This is a genomic window from Streptantibioticus cattleyicolor NRRL 8057 = DSM 46488, assembly GCF_000240165.1.
GTDB lineage: Bacteria > Actinomycetota > Actinomycetes > Streptomycetales > Streptomycetaceae > Streptantibioticus > Streptantibioticus cattleyicolor.
Genome location: NC_017585.1, coordinates 1,394,385 through 1,411,337, shown reverse-complemented (window position 1 = coordinate 1,411,337; position 16,953 = coordinate 1,394,385). Strand labels below are relative to the sequence as shown.

Below are 16,953 nucleotides of genomic sequence, written 5' to 3'. Positions count from 1 at the left end.
GATCTCGCTGGTGGGAGGGGTGGCCGGGGCGAATATCGGGTGCCGGTCGGGCATCGCTGCCGATAGCGTCGTCGCCGTGACTCCAGCAGATCTCGCGACCGTCATATCCGACGGCGTACACACGGCCATCCAGTCAGGACGCATCTCGGGTGAGGTGCCCGAGGAGATCCGTGTGGAGCGCTCACGCCACCGGAGCCACGGTGACTACTCGACCAACGTCGCCATGCGGCTCGCCAAGTCCGCGGGGCTGCCCGCCCGGACCGTGGCCGAGGTGCTGGCGCCGCTGGTGGCCGCGGCGGACGGGGTCGCCAGGGCCGAGGTCGCGGGGCCCGGGTTCCTCAACATCACGCTGGAGGGCGCGGCGCTCGGCGCCCTGGCCCGGGAGATCGTGCTGGCCGGTGACGCCTACGGCCGCACCGATCGGCTCGGCGGCCTGCGGCTCAACCTGGAGTTCGTCTCGGCGAACCCGACCGGGCCGGTGCACATCGGCGGTGCCCGGTGGGCGGTGGTGGGCGATGTGCTGGCCCGGCTGCTCGACGCCGCGGGCGCTGATGTGTCGCGGGAGTACTACTTCAACGACGCCGGGGTGCAGATCGACCGCTTCGTCCGCTCGCTGCTCGCCGCGGCGCGGGGCGAGCCGGTGCCGGAGGACGGCTACAGCGGCGCGTACATCGAGGAGATCGCCGCCGCCGTGGTGCGTCGGCGCCCCGGTGTGCTCGACCTGCCGGAGCCGGAGGCCGCCGCCGTCTTCCGGACCGAGGGCACGGCGCTGATGTTCGCCGAGATCAAGTCGTCGCTGGCGGCGTTCGGTACCCGCTTCGACACCTACTTCAACGAGAAGGACCTGCACGACCGGGGCGGCCTGGACGCCGCCGTGGCCCGGCTGCGCGAGGGCGGCCATGTCTTCGAGGCCGACGGCGCGGTGTGGCTGCGCACCACGGACTTCGGCGACGACAAGGACCGGGTGCTGGTCAAGGGCGACGGCTCCTGGACGTACTTCACCGCGGACTGCGCGTACTACCTCGACAAGCGGTCCCGGGGGTTCGAGCGGGTGGTCATCATGCTCGGCGCCGACCACGCGGGGTACGTGGGCCGGATGCGGGCCATGGCGGCGTGCTTCGGCGACGATCCGGACACCCGTCTGGAGATCCTCATCGGCCAGTTGGTCAACCTCGTCAAGGACGGGAAGCCGGTGCGGATGAGCAAGCGGGCGGGCACCGTGCTCACCCTGGACGACCTGGTCGAGGCGGTCGGTGTGGACGCCGCGCGGTACGCCCTGGCGAGGGCGAGCGTGGACGCGATGATCGACCTCGACATCGACCTGCTCACCCGGCAGTCCAACGACAACCCGGTGTACTACGTCCAGTACGCGCACACCCGGCCGTGCGCCGTCCTGCGCAAGGCGGAACAGGCCGGGATCGGCAAGGGCACCCTGCAAGACTTCGACCCCTCGCTGCTCACCCACGAACGGGAAGTGGACCTGCTGGCCGCGCTGGCCGCGTTCCCGCAGGTCGTGGCCGCCGCCGCCACGCTGCGCGAGCCGCACCGGGTGGCCCACTACCTGGAGGCGCTGGCCGGCACCTACCACCGTTTCTACGACGCCTGCCGCATCCTGCCGAGGGACGGCGAGACCCCGGACGACCGCACCCGGGCCCGGCTGTGGCTGACGGAGGCCAGCAGGCTGGTGCTGGGCAACGGGCTGCGGCTGCTGGGGGTTTCGGCGCCGGAACGGATGTGACCGCGAGGCCGCCGTCCCGGCGACGGCGGCCTCGCGGTCGGGTGGAGGTAGGCCCGGTCGTGTTCCGTCACCGCCCCGGCATGAAGGGCTTGCGGGGGTCGGGCACCTTGTCGGCGGCCTCCTGCGGAGCCGGCCGTCGACGGTCCTGCTGACCCGCCCGGCCTCGAACCGGTCCCGGCGCGCTGATCCGCTACGCGGAGAACGCGGGGCGCCGGTCGGACCACGGGGCGGCCTGTTCGAGCTGGGAGGCCAGCCGGATGAGCAGGTCCTCCCGGCCGTAGGCGGCGACGAGTTGGACGCCGATCGGCAGTCCGTCGGAGCCGTGGTACAGGGGCAGGGAGACGGCGGGCTGGCCGGTGACGTTGAAGGGCAGGGTGAACGCTATGCCCTGGGCGACACCGGCGACCAGTTCCGCCGGATCCTTGGCGTCCGGTGCCAACTCGCCGAGCGGGAGCGGCGGGTTGGGCAGCGTCGGGGTGAGCAGTATGTCGAGGCCGTCCTCCCACAGCCCCGCCACGCCGCGCGCCCACTGCTGCCAGGCCTGAATGCCGGAGAGCCACTGGGAAGCGGTCACCGAGCGGCCCGTCTCGGCGAGGAACCCGTTCATCGGCTCCAGGTCGGCGGGTTCCAGCCGTTCGCCGAGGCGTTGGGACCACTGGTCGAGTTCCCAGGCGAGGATGGCCGCGAAGAGGGTCGGCAGCGCCTCGGCCATGGCGGGGGAATCCAGGGCCGCCGCCGGGGCGGGAGCCACGTGGTGGCCGAGCGACTCCAGCAGTCGCGCGGTGTGCTCGACGGCGGCCACGCAGTCCTGGTGGGCCGGTTCGGTGGCGCCCGGAGGCGTCCAGCGGAACCCGATCCGCAACGCCCCGGGGTCGGCGCCGACCTCCTCGCGGTAGGGGCGTGCCGGGGGCGGGGCGGTGTAGGGGTCGCCGGCCGCCATCCCCGCGGTGACGTCGAGCACGGCGGCGGTGTCCCGTACCGAGCGGGTCAGGACGTGTTCGTGGGTGACCGCTCCCCAGTACTCGCCGTAGCGCGGGCCGAGCGTGGTGCGGGCACGGGTGGGCTTGAGGCCGACGACCCCGCAGGCGCTGGCCGGCATCCGGATCGAGCCGGCCATGTCGTTGCCGTGTGCCACCGGCACCATGCCGGAGGCGACGGCCGCCGCCGATCCGCCGCTGGAGCCGCCCGGGGAACGGGTGAGGTCCCACGGATTGCGGGTCGCCCCGTGCGCCAGCGGTTCGGTGGTGACGCTGGTGGCGAGTTCGGGGAGGTTGGTCCGGCCGCAGAAGACGAAGCCCGCCGAACGGAACCGCGCCGCCAGCGTGGAGTCCTCCGCGGCCCGCCAGTCGCGGTCGCGCAGCGCGCGCATGCCGCCGTACGCCGGATCGCCCGCCGAGTCGCACAGGATGTCCTTGAGCAGCATGGGCACCCCGCGGAACGGGCCGTCGGGCAGCGTGCCGGCCGCGGCCTCGGCGCGTGCCTTCTCGTACAACGGCGTGATCACCGCGTTGAGCTTGCCGTTGAGCCGTTCGATCCGCTCGATCGCCGCCTCGACCAGCTCGGTCGGTGACAGCACACCGCGCCGTACCAGATCCGCCTGTGCCGTCGCGTCCAGCCAGGCGAGTTCTTCGCCGGGCACCGAACTCTCCGTCATGTCCGCCTTTCCGGTGCGGGGTCGAGCCTGCGGTGTGGTCACCGGCCGCCGTCGGGGGCACCATTCGTACGCGGCCCACTGTCCGTTCTCCGCGACGCCGTCCGCGTGCGGCGGCCGGAGGCCGCCGCTTCCCAGCTCACGCCTGAACTCCTGTGGTGGGCCGGTGCGTTCGTCTCATCCTGGCACCGGGCCGCCGGTGATCCGCCCGCGTGCATACGCTGTTGTGCCCTTCCGGACGCCGATCGGTGCCCATGTGTCCGCGGCCGTCCGCCGGACTCCCCCGCGAGAACCCCGTTCAGCCGCGGTCCGTGCCGTGCGGGGCGGGACGGGTCCGGGTGGCGTGGACGGAGCCGAGCAGACGCAGGGCGTGCGCGCTGTCGCTGCCGGGTTCGGCGTGGTAGATGACGAGTTGCTGGCCCGGGGCCTCCCGCACGTCGAACGCCTGGTAGTTGAGGGTGAGGGGGCCGACGTCGGGGTGGCGGAACCGCTTGGCCTCGTGCGTCTTGCCGCGCACGGGGTGGGCGGCCCACAGGCGGGCGAACTCCGCGCTGCCGGCGGTGAGGGTCGCCACGAGGTCCCGCAGACGCGGGTTGTCCGGCTCGTTACCCCGTGGCGTGGCGGAGGTTGGCGACGACGGCCTGGGCGGCCTTGTGCCACTCCTGGTAGAAGGTGCGCCCCGCGGGGTCGGCGAACGTCATGCGGGCCAGGTTGTCCGCCGGGTGGAACGGCGCGTAGAGGGCGTCGGCGAGCGCGTTGGCCGCCAGGATGTCCAGGGTCCGGTCGAGGACGAAGGCAGGCGTATGCGTGTAGCCGTCCATCAACTGCCGCAAGGTGGCGCTCACCTGGTCGGGTACGGGGGCGGCGGGTTCGTCGGGCACGGTGCCGGCGAGGCGGTACAGGTGGGCCCGGGCGTCGTCGTCGAGGCGCAGCGCGCGGCTGAGCGCGTCGAGCACCTGGGACGAGGGGCGGCGTTCCCTGCCTTGTTCCAGCCGGGTGTAGTAGTCGGCGTTGACGCCGGCGAGCACCGCGACCTCCTCCCGGCGCAGTCCGGGGACGCGGCGGGTGCCGTGGCTCGCCATGCCGATCTCGTCCGGCCGCAGTGCTGACCTGCGGCTGCGCAGGAATTCTCCGAGGTCGTTGTCGGCCATGGGCTCCAGGCTAGTGCGGCCCCGCGCCGGGTGCCTGGGTGCGTCACACCCAGGCGGAAGACGTCCTGGCCGGCCGGTGGGGCGCGGCCCAGACTCGGTGGCGTCACACCCCGCACCACGACTCTTCCCCTCCGCGAACGAGAGGTCTGCCATGGCCACGAGCGGCCCGCCTCCTGACGCCGCCGCCCCGCGCTCCGTTCACCACCGCCGGAAAGGACACACCACGATGACGGCCGAAGCCTCCACGCCGGCGCACGACACCGCAGGACGGGCGGGGCCCCGGGCCCGGTCCGCGCCGGTGGTGCCCGGCGTGCTCGCCCTGGTGACCTTGTGCGCCTCGCACTTCATGGACGCGATCGACCTGTCCGACGTGGGGGTCGCCCTCCCCGCGATCCAGCACGGTCTGGGCATGTCGCCGGCGTCCTTGCAGTGGGTGGTCTCCGCGTACGCGCTCGGCTACGGCGGGTTCCTGCTGCTGGGCGGCCGGGCGGCGGATCTGCTCGGGCGCCGGCGGACCTTCCTCACGGCGGTCGCGGTGTTCGCGGTGGTCGGCGTCCTCGGAGCGGTCGCCCCCGGCGGCGCGGCGCTCATCGGGGCCCGGCTGGTCAAGGGGGTGGCCGCCGGTTTCCTCGCCCCGGCCGCCCTGTCGCTGATCACCACCAACTGGCCGGAGGGGCGCGAGCGGGGGCGGGCGCTGGGCTGGTACGCCACCGCGGGCGCCGGCGGGTTCGTCGGCGGGCTGGTGCTCGGCGGTGCGCTCACCGAGGTCTCGTGGCGGCTGGTCTTCGCGCTGCCGGTGCCCATCGCCGTGGCCGCGTTCGCCGCCGGCGGCCGGCTGCTGCCGCCCGACCCGCCGCGCGCCGCGCGGCGGCGGATCGACGTCGCCGGTGCGCTGACCGTCACCGGAGGGCTCCTCGTCTGCGTCTACGCCATCGCGCAGGCCCCGGACCACGGCTGGACGTCGGTGCGCACCATCGCCCTGTTCACGGTGGCGGTGCTGCTGCTCGCCGCGTTCCTGCGGCTGGAGGCACGGCGGGCCGACGCGTTGGTGCCGTTGTCCTTCCTCACCCGGCGCCGGAGCGCCGGCACCAATCTGACGATCTTCGCGATGTGGGGTGCCTACACCTCCTTCGCGTTCCTCGCCACGCTCTACCTGCAGAACGTGCTGGGCTGGTCGCCGCTGGCCACGTCCGGTGCCTTCGTCCCGCTCGGGCTGGTCAACGGCGCGGTGGCCCCGTTCGCGGGACGTCTGGCGGCCCGGTTCGGCACGCAGCGGGTGATCGCCACGGGGATGCTGCTGCTGGCCGCGTCCTACGCGATGTTCCTGCGGATCGGGCCCGAGGCGTCCTTCGTGTCGGTGGTGCTGCCGGTGATGGTCCTCAACGGCCTGGGTACGGCCGCCACGTTCCCCGCGCTGAACATGAGCGCGGTCTCCGGGGTGGCCGACCGCGACCAGGGCCTCGCCGGGGCGCTGCTCAACACCTCGATGCAGATCGGCGGGGCCGTGGTGCTGGCCGTCGTCACCGCGGTGACGGAGGCCGGGCGGCGGGCGGGCGGCGGCGCGGATCCGTCGGCCGGATACCTCCCGGCGACCGCGGTCGTCATCGGCGTCGTCCTCGCGGGCCTCGCCGCCACCACGCTCCTGCGGGACACGCGGGAGCCCACCACCACCGCTCCGCGCGGTAACACCCGGCAAGGAGAAGCGTCATGACCACACCCCAACACACCGCCACCACAGCGGAGTTCGCCGGCCGCACCGCCATCGTCACCGGGGCGGCGCGCGGCATCGGCGCGGAGACCGTACGGCTGCTGCACGAACGCGGCGCGCGGATCGTCGCCGTCGACCGGCGCCAGGAGGTGGCGGAACTGCCCGGCCGCTTCCCGGGCGTCAGCCCCCTCGTCGGCGACATCACCGACGAGGCGACCGCCCAGCGCGCGGTCGACGCGGCCGTGGACGCCTTCGGCGGCCTCGACATCCTGGTCAACAACGCCGGGCGCCCCCTCAACAAACCCCTCACGCGGACCACGGCGCGGGACTGGGACGACGTGATGGCGGTCAACGTCCGGGGGGCGTTCCTCTTCGCCCGGGAGGCGTTCCGGGCGATGCGGGAGCGGGGCGGTGGAGCCATCGTGAGCACGGGTTCGTACGTCTGCACCGTCGGGTTGCCGGAGGGCGCCGCGTACAGCGCCTCCAAGGGGGCGCTGGCCCAGCTGACGAAGGTGCTCGCCGTCGAAGGGGGGCCGGTGGGCATCCGGGCCAACGTCGTGGCCGCAGGCGTGGTCGAGACGGACTTCCTCGACACGTTCCGCTCCGACAGCCGTGAGTACCTGGCGTCCTTCGCCGACGCGCAGCCGCTGGGCCGGGTGGCCCGGCCCGAGGAGATCGCCGAGGTGCTCTGCTTCCTGGCCTCGCCCCGTTCCAGCTTCGTCACCGGCGCCGTCGTCGCGGCGGACGGCGGCTTCACCGCGATCTGAACGGGGGGTCGGTGGCCGGCCCCCCGTCCGTCACGCCTTGGCGACGGCTTCCAGCGGGCTCAGGGCGGCGGCCCGGCGGGCCGGGACGGCCGCCGCGAGCACGCCGACCGCGAGGGAGAGCAGGCAGACCGCGAGCAGCGTTCCCCAGGGCAGCACCAGCGTGTAGTGCGCCATGGCACCGTTGGCCAGCGCGCCGACGGCCCACGCGGCGAAGAGCCCGCCGGCCAGCCCCAGCAGCGTGCCGAACGCGGCGACGGTCACCGATTCCAGGCGGATCATGCGGCGGATGGCGGCGCGGTCCATGCCGAGGGCGCGCAGCACGCCGATCTCCCGGGTGCGTTCGGAGACCGACAGGGCAAGGGGGTTGACGACGCCGAGTGCGGCGATCACGGTGCCGACGGCGAGCAGCCCGTACATCAGGGTCAGCAGGTCGCCCATGACGCCGGCGGCCTCGTCGACGAGTTGCCGCCGGTCCTCCACCGTGAGCAGCGGGTTGTGGCCCAGCGCGGTGCGCAGCCGCCGCTGCGTGGCCGGGGTCGCGCCGTCGGTGGTGCGGACGAGGACGCGCTGGGCGGAGCCGGGGGTGAAGCCGTGCCGCCAGACCTCGTCGCGGGTGGCGAGCGCGTCGTGGGCGACGGGGTTGTCCTGGTAGACGCCGACGACGGTGTACCGCCCGGGGGCGTGGTCGCGGCCCAGGCCGGCGACGAGGCCGCTGCCGGTGCGCAGGCCGGATTCGCGGGCCATGGTCGCGGAGACGGCGATCCGGCCCGGTCCGAGGCGGTCCGGGGAGCCGCTGACGAAGTCGAGGGCGAGCACGGTGCCGACGGCGCCGGGGTCGATGCCGGAGATCTGCCGGAGACGGCCGCCGGTGAGCAGGGTGGAGTCGGCGACGGGGACCGCCGTGCGCACCCCGGGGGTTTTGGCCACGCGCCGTACGGTGGACGGGGTGATGCCGACGGTGGGGGTGCGGGCGCCGATCACGTAGTCGGCGGTGAGACCGGCCGCGGCCTGGCGGTCGAGGGCCCGCCCGGTGGAGTCGCCGATGACGGCGAGCCCGGCGACCAGTGCCGTGCTGACCATCAGGGCGGAGGCGGTGGCCGCGGTACGCCGCGGGTCGCGCAGCGCGTTCCGCACCGCGAGCCGGCCGGCGACCCCGAAGCGCCCGGTCAGCCGCCCGGCCACCCCGATCACCGGACCGGCGAGCAGCGGCGCCGACCCGGTCAGACCGACGACGAGGAGGGCGCAACCGAGCATCGCGGCACGGAGGTTGGCCACCGAGGCGTCCTTCGCGCCGGTGAGCGACGCCAGCAGGCCGACGCCGAGGACGAGCCCGGCCACCCCGGCCACGCCACGGATCCGGGACCGGACGGCGGAGGGCGGCTGCTCGGCCGAGCGCATCGCCTCGACCGGCGCGACCTTCGCCGCCCTGCGCGAGGGCAGCCACGCGGCGAGCACGGTGACCCCCACCCCGGCCCCGAGCGCCGCCACCACCGACCGCGGCGCGATCACCAACGGGCCGCTCGGCAGGGCGTGTCGCGCGTCACCGAGGACACCGGGCAGCACGGCGGCGACGCCGAGGCCGAGCAGGAAACCGGCGCCCGACGCGGCGAGGCCGAGCGCAGCCGCCTCCGCGAGGACGGAACGGACCACCTGGCGGCGTGACGCGCCGATCGCCCGCAGCAGCGCGATCTGCCGGGCGCGCCGCGTCACCAGCGTGGAGAAGGTGTTGACGATCAGGAACGAGCCGATGAACAGCGACACACCGGCCAGGACCAGCGGCAGCTTCACGTACCCCCGGGTCAGCGTGTCCACGTAGGCGGCCTGCTGGGCGGCCTGGGCGGCGCCGGTGACGGCCTCGGCCCCGGCGGCCGGGAGCACGGCGGTGACCCGGCGCTGGAGTTGGTACGGGTCGGTGCCGGGGGTCGCGGACAGGTCGATCGCGGTGTAGCGCCCCGGGGAGGCGAAGAGCCGCTGGGCGGTCGCCTTGTCGAACAGGGTGAGGGTGCCGCCGGCGGTCACCCGGGGGTCCTTGGTGGTGACGATGCCGACGAGCCGCTTGGTCATGACCGGTCCGTCGGTGGCCAGCGTGACCGGGTCGCCGAGGCGCAGGTGGCCGGCGGCGGCGGTGCCGGAGTCCACCGCGAGTTCGCCGCCGTTCCCCGGGGCGCGGCCCTCGGCCAGCGGGTAGCGGCTGTCCGTGCCGTCGGGGCCCGGCAGGTAGGCGGCGGCCGGGTTGGCCCACGCCGAGCCGGCCCGTAGTGGGGAGCCGTCCGCCGCGTCGAGGGTGGCCGTCCCGTCGACCGAGGGCCGTACGGCGGTGACACCGGGGACCCGGGCCAGTTTCCCGGCGAGCGCGTCGTCGAGCACTGCGGTGCGCGGGGTGGCGGCGGTGCCGGGCGGCGGGTCCTTCGGGGTCACGGTGACCGCGATGTCCGCGAAGCTCCGTGAGGCGGCGGCGCGTTGGGCCTGGGCGGCGGAGTCCGCGAAGACGAGGGTGCCGGAGACGAAGGCGACCCCCAGGCAGATGGCGAGGGCGGTCATGACCAGGCGTGCCTTGTCCGCGAGGAGGTTGCGCAGGGCTGTTGTCAGCATGGCGGGGCTTTCGGGAGGCGTTCGGGGACGGGGCGGTGTCAGCGGGTGCGGCCCTGGGCGGCGGGCCGTGGCATCCGTTCGAGTACCGTCTCGGCGGCCGGTTCGCGCAGTTCGTCGACGACCCGGCCGTCGGCGAGGAAGACCACCCGGTCCGCGTGGGCGGCGGCCACCGGGTCGTGGGTCACCATCACCACCGTCTGCCCCAACTCCCGTACGCAGTCGCGCAGGAAGCCGAGGATCTCCGCGCCGGTCCGTGAGTCGAGGTTGCCGGTCGGCTCGTCGGCGAAGACGATCTCGGGCCGGGAGACCAGCGCGCGGGCCACCGCGACCCGCTGCTGCTGACCGCCGGAGAGTTCCGCGGGGCGGTGGGCGAGCCGGCCGGTCAGCCCGACGGTGGCGACCACGGTCTCCATCCACCCCGCGTCGGGCCGCCGTCCGGCCAGGAGCGAGGGCAACGTGATGTTCTCCGCCGCGGTGAGCGTCGGCAGCAGGTTGAAGCCCTGGAACACGAACCCGACCTTCTCCCTGCGCAACCGGGTCAGCTCCCGCTCTCCCAACGGCGCCAGCTCGGTGGCCCCGATCCGGACCGAACCCGAGGTCACCGGCTCCAGCCCGGCCACACAATGCATCAGGGTCGACTTCCCGGACCCGGACGGGCCCATGACCGCGGTGAACCGACCGCGCGCGAACTCGACCGACACCGCGTCCAACGCGGTGACCCGGGTCTCACCCCGCCCGTACACCTTGGTCAGACCGACGGCACAGGCGGCCGGTGCGGTGCCGGAGGGGCCGGAGGACGGGAAGGGACGCGGCATGGGTACTCCACCTGCGACTGCGACGACGGTCCGCCGCGGCAAGCGTCGCGGACCTGGGGACCCTTCCATCCTCACGTCCCCCACCTGCGCGAACGTCGCCCCGGAGGCGGGAGTTGGCCTCTGCCGGAGGAAGGTGCCCCGGCGTCCCGCCCCGGCCGTGGGGCGGAGGCCCGCGCGGTGGGTCTCCGACCTTCGGCAGAGGACGGCCGGGGGGGTCGTTCAGCCGGACAGACCCAACCGGTGGGCCAGGAGCGCGGCTTGGACGCGGGTGGACGAGCCGGTCTTGTCGAGGATGGCGCCGACGTGGGTCTTGACGGTGCCGACGCCGATGGCGAGCCGGTCGGCGATGGCCTGGTTGGACAGTCCCTGGCCGAGCATCGCCAGGACGTCGCGTTCGCGGGCGGTGAGGCGGGAGACGCGCTCGTCGGCGAGGGCGGCCTGGGCGGGGTCGTCGGCGGCACCGGAGCGGAGCATCCTGGCGATGACCGTCCCGGTCACGCCTGGGGAGAGCACCGAGTCGCCGGCGGCGGCCGACCGTACCGCGGTGATCAGCTCCTGGGGGCCGTCGTCCTTCAGCAGGAAGCCCGCGGCGCCCTCGCGCAGCGCCCGCAGGACGTTGGGTTCGTCGCCGAACGTGGTGAGCACGACCACCCGGGGCGCGGGGTCGAGGGCGAGCAGCGGGGCGATGGCGGCGAGGCCGTCGCGGACCGGCATCCGGATGTCGACCAGGGCCACGTCGGGGTGGTGGACGGCGGCCAGGTCGACCGCCTCCTGGCCGTCGGCGGCCTCGGCGACGACGTCGATGCCCTCGGCGTGCCGGAGGATCAGGCGGACGCCGTGCCGGATCAACGCCTCGTCGTCGGCGAGGAGGACGCGGATCGGCCGGGTGGGTTCGGTCACGGGGTCTCCCAGGGCGTGGCGTCCCGGACCGACGGGACGGTGAAACGGTCGATGGCGATGAGGCGTTGAGCGGTGTCGAAGCAGTAGCGGGCGATCGTCAGGCCGCCGGGGCGGCTCACGGTGCCGCCGTTGAACGGGTACACGCAGCCGGCCGCACCGGCGGGGCGGGGCGGCTCGTGACCGGTGGCCGCGGCCCTGACCGCCGCGTTGTCCAGCACGCCGGTCGCCGCCATCTCCTGGTAGGTCATACCGACGCGGGGCAGCGGCGCGGGGCCGGCGCGCCCGTGCGGCTGGACGGCGTAGACGAAGGAGACGCCGAGCACCATGAGCACGCACAGCGCCACCAGCCCGAAGGCGAGCGTGGCCGCCTCGACGGTGCGGCGTCCAGGCGGCTCGCGGGCGGCGCGCTGCCCCGTCGCGCCGGGCAGGTCGTCCGGGCCCGGGGCGCCGGAGCCGGGCGGTCCGGGGCTGGCGGCGTCGCCGGGTTCGGCCGGTACCAGCGCGTCGACCTGGAAGCCGCCGGACGGCAGCGGGCCGGCGTCGAACGCGCCGCCGAGCAGGTGCACCCGTTCCCGCAGCCCGGTCAGGCCGCGACCGGTGCCCAGGGTCTCGCCGGACACGGGCGGCCCGGGTGGGGCGCCGTTGCGGACGCGGACCCGTACCGTGGCGTCGTCGTGCGTGACCGAGACGGTGACGTGGGCCGCCGTCGCGTACCGGTGCACGTTGGTCAGGGCCTCGCGGACGACCCGGTGCACCGCGCGGCGTACCGCTGCCGGGCGGGTGTCGAGGTCGGGCCCCGTCCACTCCAGCCGGACGGCGATCCCGCCCCGGCCGGACTGCGCGACCAGGGCCTCGATGTCGGCGCGGGTGCCGGTCGCGTCGGTGAGCGCGTCGGGGCCGGTGTCGCGGCCGGGCGGTCCGAGGACGCCGAGTGTCTGCCGCAGTTCGCGCATGGCGTCGCGGGTGGTCCGCCGGACCAGGGCGGCCTCCTCGCGCAGTTCGGGGGCGGCGTCGGCGAGGGCCAGTTCGAGCCCTCCGGTGTGCAGTGAGACGAGGCTGAGCCGGTGGCCCACGAGGTCGTGCATCTCGGCGGCGATGCGGGACCGTTCGTGGGTGCGGGCCTCGCTGTCGGCGAGCCGGCGGGCGCGTTCGGCCGCGTCGCCGCGTTCGCGCAACGCCCGCACCAGGCGGCCGCGCTGTCCGTACGCCGTGCCGACCAGGCCCGGGACGACCACGGCGGTCGGCGCGAGGACGAGGCCGAGGGCGAACCCGTACGCCACCGCCCCCTGGCCGAGCCAGGGCGCGGTCACCGTGGCGGCGGTGACGACGAGCGCGGCGGCCACGCCCAGCAGCCAGATGAGACGGCGTGTCCGGTCCGTCCCGCGGGCCACCGTGTACGCGGCCACCGCCGTCATCGGCGCGAGGCAGGGAGCGGGGCCGGTGAGCGCGGCGAGCGCCGGGAGGACGGCGTCGGGGAGACGGCGGCGCAGCGGGAAGATCCCGGCGCCGACGGCGAGCGTGAGCGCCTGGAACCGCGGGTGCGGCAGGAGTCCGAGCCTTCCCACCGCCGCGTACACGGCGAAGGACGCCAGCAGCGCCCCGGCCGTCTCCGCCACCGCCCGTCCGGTGCCCGCGGGCCGGCGGTACCGGGCGAGGCGGCGGACGATGCTGGGACGCGACATATGGACCAGTATCGGCGCCCGGGCGCGGCGGAGGTGTGCGCCTTCGGGGCGATCCGTCTCTCTGCCGAAAGGCGGAGACGCCCCGTCCTCCAGGCCGGGTCAGCGTGGGCCGGTCAGCCGGGCCCGCGCGTATTCGGGCCGCCGCTCGCGGTGGAGGCGGCCGAGGTGGTGCTGGAGCCGGGTGTGGCGGAACTGGTGGACGGCGCCGGTCCGGCGCAGCACCCCCCGGCGGTAGGCGTCGTCCAGGAACGCGGCCGTGTCCCACGGCAGCTTCCCGGTCAGCGGCAGCCAGAGGCGGACCAGCACCACCCAGTGGCCCCAGGCGGTGAAGGAGAACACGTAGGCGAAGGCGCCGCCGAGCCCGCCGACCGCGCCGATGACGAGGCCGTCCGTCAGCCCCCAGTTCATCGGTCCGAGGAAGCCCCGCAGCAGGCCGACGACGAGGCGCCCGCCACCGGCGATGGCCAGGGTGAGCAGCGGTACCAGGACGGCGATCTGCCGTCTGACCGCCGCGCGGTTGGCGGCCAGCAGGCTGGCGGGGGTGGCCGCGGAGGTGACGTCCAGCGGCGCTTCGAGCACGGACATCAGCCCGAAGACCAGCCCCGCGGCCAGGCCGAAGATCAGTCCGAAGGCGAGCACGTTGACGAGCGTCACCGTGAGCGCGCCGTCGTCGGTGAGCGGGACGCCGCTGTAGAGCGCCCGTTCCAGGGCGAAGGCGCACGCGCACCCGGCGCCGAGGGCGAACCCGCCGAGCGCCGCCGCGGAGCGGGTGGTGAACGAGCGGGCCGGACGGCGGCCGACGCCGTCACGCGCCCCGGTCAGCCGCAACCGCACCCGGGACGGTTCGAGGACGCCGCCGCCGAGCGCGTCCACCACGCCGTACACCGCGGCGAAGGCCAGCCCCGCGACCGGCCCCATCAACGCGCCCTGCACCAGGACCTCCACCGGCCGCAGCGGGGTGGCGAGCAGGTCGACGATCCAGTCGGCGACGGCGACGCAGAGCGCGGAGGCCAGCAGGACGGCCGTGAGGCGCGTCGAGCGGCGCAGCGAGCCGGCGATGTGCCACCAGGCGAGGTCGTGGCGTTCGCGGTCGGGCAGCACCAGGCGGTGGGCGAGGTAGCCGAGCCAGCGCTGGGCCTGTTCCGGGGACGGGTCCGGGTCGCGCCGTCCGGCGGGGTGGCCGGCGGCGGACCGTTCGGCGGGCCGGCCGCGGTAGACGGTGGGCACGAACCCCGCCAACAGGTGTTCCTCCAGGGCGTGTTCGGTGGGGAAGCGCCGGTCGTCCAGGAGTTCCGCCGGGTCCCGGTCGCGGGCCCCGCTGTACAGGGTGCGCGCCAGGATGACCATCAGCGGGGTGCTCAGCACGCCGGCCAGGTTGGCGCAGACGGGGGTCCGCCCGTCGCCCAGCCGGGCCAGGACGGCGTCCCAGCCGGCGCCGGACCCGTCGTCGCCGCGGGCGGCGGGGCGGGTGGTGCGGGGCAGGTAGGCCGTCAGGTCGTCGAGGGTGAGGTCGGCCAGCTCGATGCCGGCGGCCCAGATCAGCGGGGTGCCCGTGGCCCGGACCGCCTCGGCGTACTCGCCGCGGCGGCTGGTGAGGACCAGCGGCAGCGAGGTGGCGTTGAGCGCCTCCAGAGCCTCGCACCGCAGCCCTTCGGCGATCTCGTCGAACCCGTCGAGCACCGGCAGGATGAGGTCGGCGTCGACGAGCGCGGCGGCGAGCGTCTCCCCGCTGGGGACCCGGCGGGCCAGATGGGGGTGGTCGCGCAGCAGCCGGCCGATCAGCCAGTCCCGCAGCGCGGTGGCCGTCGGGTCCCAGGAAGCGATGCTGAAGATCACCGGTACCGGGTCCGGAGGGGCCCAGGTGTCCAGGAAGTCCAGGACGAACCGGATCGTCAGGATCGACTTCCCCGAGCCGGCCCGGCCGAGGACGACCAGCCGCCCGGAGCGGATCCTGCGGTAGACCTCGGCGGTGGCGCGCAGGTCACCGCTGAGGTCGATCCGGCCGGCCGTCGCGCCCGGTTCGAGGCGCTGGACGTTCTCCGAGTGGTCGGTCAGCTCGGTGGCGGCCTCGTGCCAGCGCACCGGCAGCGGGAAGGGGTCGTGGACCCGGCGCTGTTCCTCCTCGCGCCGCCAGCGGCGGGCGACCTCGCGGGCGAGTTCGCCGGCGTGGTCGGCGAGCGCCCCGCGGACCGACGAGGTGCCGGGGCGCACCGGGGGCGGCGGGACCGGTACGTGCGGCGCGTCCTGCGCCCCGCCGACCACGGCGGCCAGCCGCCGGCGTTCCTCGGGGCCGGCCTCCAGCGCGTCCGCCAGCCGGTTGACGGTGCCCAGCCGGTGGTCGACGGCGTTGCCGGTCTCCAGTCTGCGAATGGTCCGCACGCTCACCCCGGACCGTTCCGAGAGCTGTTCCTGCGTCAGCCGCGCCCCCGTCCGCAGCCGACGCAACAGCGGCCCCAGCTGGTCCGCCACCGCGACACCCCCTCCCCTCACGCGCCCGACCGGCCAGGAGCCTACCGTCCGCCACCGGTCATATCTGGCCGGTCGTCTGGCCTGTGCGGCGAGCCCCGCGCCGACCAGCATCGTCGACGGGTCGGGAGCGCCGGGAGGGGACGAGATGGCATACCGCTACTGGTGCGGCGAGTGCGGCTACAAGACGCCCTGGGTCACCGAGTCCGAGGGCGTGGAGCTGCAGATCGAGCACTACGCCAAGCGGCATCCCGGCATCCCTCCCGGCGGCCATGTGGAGGCCGACCGCAGACGTCCGGGCGGCGGCGTCGCCTGCCTGCAGGCCGTCTTCGTCATCGTCCTGCTGCTGTCCTTCGCGGTCTCCTGCCACCACCACTGAACATCCGCCGGGGAGTTCACGCCACCGGCCCGGAAAGCCCGGCCTCACGTCAACCGTCAGGAGAGCATGGTGAACGACGACCGTCCCACCCGCCGAGGCGTCCTCAAGGCCGCCGGAGGCCTCTCGGCGGCGCTGGCCCTCGGCGCCACGGGTGCCCTCGCCCCGGCCGCCCGGGCCGCGGCGGCCACCGCCCCCGGCGACGGCTTCGGCCTGCGCGTCGTCGACCGCGACGAACGCGACCCCCGGCTGCGCTACTACCGCTTCCAGACCGCCGCCATCGGCTGGAACCCGGGCGTCAACGTCCTGCTCCCGGACGACTACGACACCGGCGGACGCACCTACCCCGTCCTCCATCTCTTCCACGGCGGCGGCCTCACCGCCGACTTCACCTGGTACGACCGCCTGGGCATCCGTGCCTGGACGGCCGGTAAGCCGATCATCGTCGTGATGCCGGACGGCGGCCACGCCGGCTGGTACTCCGACCCGGTCAGCTCCAACACCGGCCCGCGCGACTGGGAGACGTTCCACATGACCCAGCTGCTGCCGTGGGTCGACGCCAACTTCCGCACCTACGCCGAGTCCGACGGGCGGGCCGTCGCCGGGTTCTCGATGGGCGGGTTCGGCGCGCTGAAGTACGCGGCCAAGTACCCCGGCCACTTCGCCTCGGTCAGCGCCCACTCCGGACCGGCCAGCCTGCGCCGCGACTTCGGCCTCGTCACCCACTGGGCCAACGTCTCCTCCGCCGTCGCCGACCTCGCGGGCGGCACGATCTACGGCGCCCCACTGTGGAACGAAGCCAGGGTGAGCGCCGACAACCCGGTGGAACACATCGACAGCTACCGCGACAAACGCCTCTTCCTGGTGGCCGGCACCGGCGGCCAGCCGGTCGACTGGTTCAACCAGGTCACCGAGGCCCAAGTCCTCGCCGGCCAGCGCGAGTTCCGCGCGTCACTGGACCAGGCCGGCATCCCGTACGAGGCACACGAGGAACCCGGCGGCCATGTGCTGCGCACCCCGCTGTTCCTGCGCGACCTCGACGGCATCATCGCCCGGCTGCGGAAGGCGTAGCCGCGTCCTTCGTCCGCGCCCGGCCGTGCCGGTCGG

The 16,953-nt window shown here is 74.8% G+C and carries 11 protein-coding genes and 1 pseudogene; 5 read left to right on the top strand and 7 right to left on the bottom strand.

The annotated features are described in order from the left end of the window. The first annotated feature begins 76 nt into the window (after positions 1–76). Positions 77–1,738, top strand: coding sequence for an arginine--tRNA ligase (gene argS, locus SCATT_RS34000; protein ID WP_041823575.1), 1,662 nt, complete (start codon positions 77–79; stop codon positions 1,736–1,738). Between the two features lie 190 nt (positions 1,739–1,928). On the opposite strand, the gene SCATT_RS33995 is transcribed toward argS, so the two are convergent. After that, the gene (locus SCATT_RS33995) at positions 1,929–3,392 is read right to left on the bottom strand and encodes an amidase (protein ID WP_014150797.1); all 1,464 of its coding nucleotides are present in this window, start codon (positions 3,390–3,392) and stop codon (positions 1,929–1,931) included. A gap of 295 nt (positions 3,393–3,687) precedes the next feature. Then, positions 3,688–4,540 (bottom strand): annotated as a pseudogene (locus tag SCATT_RS33990) (helix-turn-helix transcriptional regulator). A gap of 226 nt (positions 4,541–4,766) precedes the next feature. On the opposite strand from SCATT_RS33990, the gene SCATT_RS33985 reads away from it, so the two are divergent. Together SCATT_RS33985 and SCATT_RS33980 are read left to right on the top strand one after the other, a co-directional pair. After that, entirely contained in the window at positions 4,767–6,251 is a 1,485-nt protein-coding gene (locus tag SCATT_RS33985) for an MFS transporter (RefSeq protein ID WP_014150800.1), read from the top strand. Then, a complete protein-coding gene (locus tag SCATT_RS33980) occupies positions 6,248–7,015 on the top strand; it encodes an SDR family NAD(P)-dependent oxidoreductase (RefSeq protein ID WP_014150801.1) in 768 nt (255 codons plus the stop codon). Before SCATT_RS33985 ends, SCATT_RS33980 begins: the two co-directional genes overlap by 4 nt. Before the next feature lie 30 nt (positions 7,016–7,045). Here the strand turns inward: SCATT_RS33980 and SCATT_RS33975 are convergent, their stop codons facing one another. The 5 genes from SCATT_RS33975 to SCATT_RS33955 all read right to left on the bottom strand — a co-directional run bounded on the left by SCATT_RS33975 (position 7,046) and on the right by SCATT_RS33955 (position 15,473). Beyond that, on the bottom strand, positions 7,046–9,607 hold the full coding sequence (locus SCATT_RS33975; RefSeq protein ID WP_014150802.1) for an ABC transporter permease: 2,562 nt from the start codon (positions 9,605–9,607) through the stop codon (positions 7,046–7,048). Positions 9,608–9,645: 38 nt separating this feature from the next. Then, positions 9,646–10,422 (bottom strand): ABC transporter ATP-binding protein, encoded by a 777-nt coding sequence (locus tag SCATT_RS33970; RefSeq protein WP_014150803.1) that lies wholly within the window; start codon positions 10,420–10,422, stop codon positions 9,646–9,648. A gap of 219 nt (positions 10,423–10,641) precedes the next feature. Further along, the gene (locus SCATT_RS33965; protein WP_014150804.1) at positions 10,642–11,322 is read right to left on the bottom strand and encodes a response regulator; all 681 of its coding nucleotides are present in this window, start codon (positions 11,320–11,322) and stop codon (positions 10,642–10,644) included. Continuing rightward, positions 11,319–13,004, bottom strand: a complete 1,686-nt coding sequence (locus tag SCATT_RS33960; RefSeq protein ID WP_014150805.1) for a sensor histidine kinase — start codon at positions 13,002–13,004, stop codon at positions 11,319–11,321. Before SCATT_RS33960 ends, SCATT_RS33965 begins: the two co-directional genes overlap by 4 nt. Before the next feature lie 99 nt (positions 13,005–13,103). Beyond that, complete coding sequence (locus tag SCATT_RS33955; protein WP_014150806.1) at positions 13,104–15,473, bottom strand: helix-turn-helix domain-containing protein; 2,370 nt, start codon at positions 15,471–15,473, stop codon at positions 13,104–13,106. 145 nt (positions 15,474–15,618) lie between these two features. On the opposite strand from SCATT_RS33955, the gene SCATT_RS33950 reads away from it, so the two are divergent. Continuing rightward, complete coding sequence (locus SCATT_RS33950) at positions 15,619–15,849, top strand: hypothetical protein (protein ID WP_014150807.1); 231 nt, start codon at positions 15,619–15,621, stop codon at positions 15,847–15,849. A 66-nt stretch (positions 15,850–15,915) separates the two neighbouring features. After that, a complete protein-coding gene (locus SCATT_RS33945; RefSeq protein WP_041823577.1) occupies positions 15,916–16,917 on the top strand; it encodes an alpha/beta hydrolase in 1,002 nt (333 codons plus the stop codon). The last annotated feature ends 36 nt before the right edge of the window (positions 16,918–16,953 follow it).